The sequence below is a fragment of the Chryseobacterium hilariae genome, from assembly GCF_051400735.1.
Lineage (GTDB): Bacteria > Bacteroidota > Bacteroidia > Flavobacteriales > Weeksellaceae > Chryseobacterium.
This window is the reverse complement of sequence record NZ_JBLFFJ010000013.1, coordinates 1-5,481: the sequence shown is the minus strand read 5'-3', so window position 1 is coordinate 5,481 and position 5,481 is coordinate 1. Positions and strand designations below refer to the sequence as shown.

Here is a 5,481-nt window from a genome sequence, read left to right as displayed (position 1 = left end):
TTTTTTTTGTATCTTTGCAGTCCGGTTAAACGGGGCGCAGGAGTGAGTAAAGATTGGAGTGATAGAAGGGGTTAAGGTTAATTAAAAAACTTTAAAATTTTCCTTCGGAACATTTGGTCATTTAGAAATAAATAATTACTTTTGCAACCGCAAATAGAGAACAGAACGACAGAAAAGATTCTTTATTAAATGCGGAAAGAAAAAAGATCATTGACATACAATATAACAACCAAGTAAGGAAAAAACTAAAGCGTAAAAAAACTTTGAGTGGGTCAGGAAAAACATACAATGGAGAGTTTGATCCTGGCTCAGGATGAACGCTAGCGGGAGGCCTAACACATGCAAGCCGAGCGGTAGAGATTCTTCGGAATCTTGAGAGCGGCGCACGGGTGCGGAACACGTGTGCAACCTGCCTTTATCAGGGGAATAGCCTTTCGAAAGGAAGATTAATGCCCCATAATATATTTTTTGGCATCAGAAGATATTGAAAACTCCGGTGGATAAAGATGGGCACGCGCAGGATTAGATAGTTGGTAGGGTAACGGCCTACCAAGTCAACGATCCTTAGGGGGCCTGAGAGGGTGATCCCCCACACTGGTACTGAGACACGGACCAGACTCCTACGGGAGGCAGCAGTGAGGAATATTGGACAATGGGTGAGAGCCTGATCCAGCCATCCCGCGTGAAGGACGACGGCCCTATGGGTTGTAAACTTCTTTTGTACAGGGATAAACCTTTCCACGTGTGGGAAGCTGAAGGTACTGTACGAATAAGCACCGGCTAACTCCGTGCCAGCAGCCGCGGTAATACGGAGGGTGCAAGCGTTATCCGGATTTATTGGGTTTAAAGGGTCCGTAGGCGGACTCGTAAGTCAGTGGTGAAATCTCACAGCTTAACTGTGAAACTGCCATTGATACTGCGGGTCTTGAGTGTTGTTGAAGTAGCTGGAATAAGTAGTGTAGCGGTGAAATGCATAGATATTACTTAGAACACCAATTGCGAAGGCAGGTTACTAAGCAACAACTGACGCTGATGGACGAAAGCGTGGGGAGCGAACAGGATTAGATACCCTGGTAGTCCACGCCGTAAACGATGCTAACTCGTTTTTGGGCTTTCGGGTTCAGAGACTAAGCGAAAGTGATAAGTTAGCCACCTGGGGAGTACGTTCGCAAGAATGAAACTCAAAGGAATTGACGGGGGCCCGCACAAGCGGTGGATTATGTGGTTTAATTCGATGATACGCGAGGAACCTTACCAAGGCTTAAATGGGAAATGACAGGCTTAGAAATAGGCTTTTCTTCGGACATTTTTCAAGGTGCTGCATGGTTGTCGTCAGCTCGTGCCGTGAGGTGTTAGGTTAAGTCCTGCAACGAGCGCAACCCCTGTCACTAGTTGCCATCATTCAGTTGGGGACTCTAGTGAGACTGCCTACGCAAGTAGAGAGGAAGGTGGGGATGACGTCAAATCATCACGGCCCTTACGCCTTGGGCCACACACGTAATACAATGGCCGGTACAGAGGGCAGCTACACAGCGATGTGATGCAAATCTCGAAAGCCGGTCTCAGTTCGGATTGGAGTCTGCAACTCGACTCTATGAAGCTGGAATCGCTAGTAATCGCGCATCAGCCATGGCGCGGTGAATACGTTCCCGGGCCTTGTACACACCGCCCGTCAAGCCATGGAAGTCTGGGGTACCTGAAGTCGGTGACCGTAACAGGAGCTGCCTAGGGTAAAACAGGTAACTAGGGCTAAGTCGTAACAAGGTAGCCGTACCGGAAGGTGCGGCTGGAACATCTCATTTTAGAGCGTCTTTCGGGACGATAAACAAAATTAGGTACTTCGGTACCATTGATTCTGCTTAAAGTAAAGCTTTAGTTTTTTATTTGGTTGCTATATATTATAAAAATACAAAACCCACTAGAAATTAGTAAACGGGAAGAGAGAGGAGTATGATGGCGAGGTTAAGATATATGAAAATATTACTTATCACCCATTACTCATAACAGAGTCTCGTAGCTCAGCTGGTTAGAGCGCTACACTGATAATGTAGAGGTCGGCAGTTCGAGCCTGCCCGAGACTACTAATTGAATTAGAGGTTAGAGATTAGAAGTTAGAAGTTAGTTTTTACTACTATCTAATTACTCACATCTAACATCTTAACTAGAGGGGGAATTAGCTCAGCTGGCTAGAGCGCCTGCCTTGCACGCAGGAGGTCAAGGGTTCGACTCCCTTATTCTCCACAGTTTTGGAAGCTTGATTTAAAAGTTACGGATGGAGCCAAAAACAACATCTGTTCATTAAGTTGACAAGAAGACATTAAGATCATTGACATTAACGGTAAAGACATCACAAAGAGAAAACCGAGCGCATAAGAGCGCTTGAGTAACCAAAAATAGGAAAGAAATCGTTAAGGGCGTATGGCGGATGCCTAGGCTTTCAGAGGCGAAGAAGGACGCGGTAAGCTGCGAAAAGCTGCGGGGATCGGCACACACGAATTGATCCGCAGATGTCCGAATGGGGCAACCCGGCATGTTGAAGACATGTCACCTCTTAGGAGGAGCAAACCCGGAGAACTGAAACATCTAAGTACCCGGAGGAAAAGAAATCGAAGAGATTCCGTAAGTAGCGGCGAGCGAAAGCGGATTAGCCCAAAAGTCTTTATATGTTTAAAAGAATGTTCTGGAAAGAACAGCCGTAGAGGGTGATAGCCCCGTATTTGAAAGGCATATTTTGATGATAAATGAGTAGGGCGGGACACGTGAAATCCTGTCTGAATATGGGGGGACCATCCTCCAAGGCTAAATACTCCTGAAAGACCGATAGTGAACAAGTACTGTGAAGGAAAGGTGAAAAGCACTTCGAATAGAAGGGTGAAATAGAACCTGAAACCGTACGCCTACAAGCGGTCGGAGCCCACAAGTTGGGTGACGGCGTGCCTTTTGCATAATGAGCCTACGAGTTAATTTTACTAGCGAGGTTAAGGACTTCAGGTCCGGAGCCGGAGCGAAAGCGAGTCTGAATAGGGCGCTTAGTTAGTAGGATTAGACGCGAAACCTTGTGATCTACCCATGGGCAGGTTGAAGCTCTGGTAACACAGAGTGGAGGACCGAACCGGTTGACGTTGAAAAGTCTTCGGATGACCTGTGGGTAGGGGTGAAAGGCCAATCAAACTGGGAGATAGCTCGTACTCTCCGAAATGCATTTAGGTGCAGCGTCGCAACAAAGTTTATTAGAGGTAGAGCTACTGATTGGATGCGGGGGTTTCATCGCCTACCAATTCCTGACAAACTCCGAATGCTAATAAATGTTCTGCGGCAGTGAGGGCATGGGTGCTAAGGTCCATGTCCGAGAGGGAAAGAACCCAGACCAACAGCTAAGGTCCCCAAATATATGTTAAGTTGAAACAACGCGGTTGGACTGCATTGACAGCTAGGATGTTGGCTTGGAAGCAGCCATTCATTTAAAGAGTGCGTAACAGCTCACTAGTCGAGCGGTCCGGCATGGATAATAATCGGGCATAAACATATTACCGAAGCTATGGATTTATACCTTAGGGGTATATCTGGTAGGAGAGCATTCTGTTTGCGCCGAAGCAGTATCGTGAGGTATTGTGGAGCGGACAGAAAAGAAAATGTAGGCATAAGTAACGATAAAGGGGGCGAGAAACCCCCTCACCGAAAGACTAAGGTTTCCTCAGCCATGCTAATCAGCTGAGGGTTAGTCGGGACCTAACGCGAACCCGAAAGGGGTAGTGGATGGACAATGGGTTAATATTCCCATACTTGCTCACACTAAAAAGGGGACGGAGTGCCGTACCTGCTGGAGACTGACGGAATAGTCAAGGCCTAGCCTTCGGGCGAAGCTGCTGCAGGGAAAGTGCTTCCAAGAAAAGCCGAAGTGAAGCAACCCGTACCAAAACCGACACAGGTAGTCGAGGAGAGAATCCTAAGGTGCTCGAGTGAGTCGTGGCTAAGGAACTAGGCAAAATAGTCTCGTAACTTCGGAAGAAGAGACGCCATCAGCAATGGTGGCCGCAGTGAAGAGGCCCAGGCGACTGTTTATCAAAAACACAGGACTCTGCTAAATCGAAAGATGCTGTATAGGGTCTGACACCTGCCCGGTGCTGGAAGGTTAAGGAAGGGCGTTAGCGTAAGCGAAGCGTTTGACTGAAGCCCCAGTAAACGGCGGCCGTAACTATAACGGTCCTAAGGTAGCGAAATTCCTTGTCGGGTAAGTTCCGACCTGCACGAATGGTGTAACGATCTGGGCACTGTCTCAGCCACGAGCTCGGTGAAATTGTAGTATCGGTGAAGATGCCGATTACCCGCAATGGGACGAAAAGACCCTGTGAACCTTTACTATAACTTCGTATTGACTTTGAGTAAGTAATGTGTAGGATAGGTGGGAGGCTTTGAAGCGGGCACGCTAGTGTTCGTGGAGCCAACGTTGAAATACCACCCTTTACTTACTTGGAGCCTAACTTCTTTTAGAAGGACATTGCGTGGTGGGTAGTTTGACTGGGGTGGTCGCCTCCAAAAGAGTAACGGAGGCTTTCAAAGGTACCCTCAGCACGCTTGGTAACCGTGCGTAGAGTGTAATGGCATAAGGGTGCTTGACTGTGAGACCAACAAGTCGATCAGGTGCGAAAGCAGGACATAGTGATCCGGTGGTTCCGTATGGAAGGGCCATCGCTCATAGGATAAAAGGTACTCCGGGGATAACAGGCTAGTCTCCCCCAAGAGCTCACATCGACGGGGAGGTTCGGCACCTCGATGTCGGCTCGTCACATCCTGGGGCTGGAGAAGGTCCCAAGGGTTGGGCTGTTCGCCCATTAAAGTGGCACGCGAGCTGGGTTCAGAACGTCGTGAGACAGTTCGGTCTCTATCTATTGCGGGCGTTAGATGTTTGAGAGGGCTTGATTCTAGTACGAGAGGACCGAATTGAACAAACCTCTGGTGTATCAGTTGTACCGCCAGGTGCACCGCTGAGTAGCTACGTTTGGAAGAGATAAGCACTGAAAGCATATAAGTGCGAAACTCGCCTCAAGATGAGACATCTTTTAAGGGTCGTTGGAGATGACGACGTTGATAGGCTACAGGTGTAAAGGCAGTAATGTCATAGCCGAGTAGTACTAATTACCCGTAGATTTATAGCCTATGGTTGCTATATCAATATAATAGTATTATACAAGCCTTTTATGCGCAGTCAAGGTTTTGTCTTTGTGAACGTTTTTATCGATTAAAATCAGAAGTTAGAATCTAGATATTAGAAGTTAGTATATAACTAATCTTTAAATACTAAAATCTAACCTCTTATATAAAGCCTTTAGGGTGGTTTTAGCGGTGGGGCTCACCTGTTCCCATTCCGAACACAGAAGTTAAGCCCACCAGCGCCGATGGTACTGCGACAAGCGGGAGAGTAGGCCGCCGCCAGTTTTTATTAAAAGTCTCATACAACACAGATTGTATGAGACTTTTTTT

Annotated in this window: 2 tRNA genes and 3 rRNA genes; all 5 read left to right on the top strand. The window is 47.3% G+C overall.

Annotated elements, in window-relative coordinates:
* The first annotated feature begins 285 nt into the window (after nucleotides 1-285).
* Nucleotides 286-1,802 (top strand): 16S ribosomal RNA (locus ACMGDK_RS19715).
* A gap of 205 nt (nucleotides 1,803-2,007) precedes the next feature.
* Nucleotides 2,008-2,081 (top strand) — tRNA-Ile (locus ACMGDK_RS19710).
* 86 nt (nucleotides 2,082-2,167) lie between these two features.
* Nucleotides 2,168-2,241: transfer RNA gene (locus ACMGDK_RS19705), tRNA-Ala, on the top strand.
* Between the two features lie 157 nt (nucleotides 2,242-2,398).
* Nucleotides 2,399-5,156 (top strand): 23S ribosomal RNA (locus tag ACMGDK_RS19700).
* A gap of 171 nt (nucleotides 5,157-5,327) precedes the next feature.
* Nucleotides 5,328-5,436 (top strand): 5S ribosomal RNA (gene rrf, locus ACMGDK_RS19695).
* Together the 16S, 23S and 5S rRNA genes with 2 tRNA genes alongside form the textbook arrangement of a ribosomal RNA operon.
* Nucleotides 5,437-5,481 lie beyond the last annotated feature (45 nt).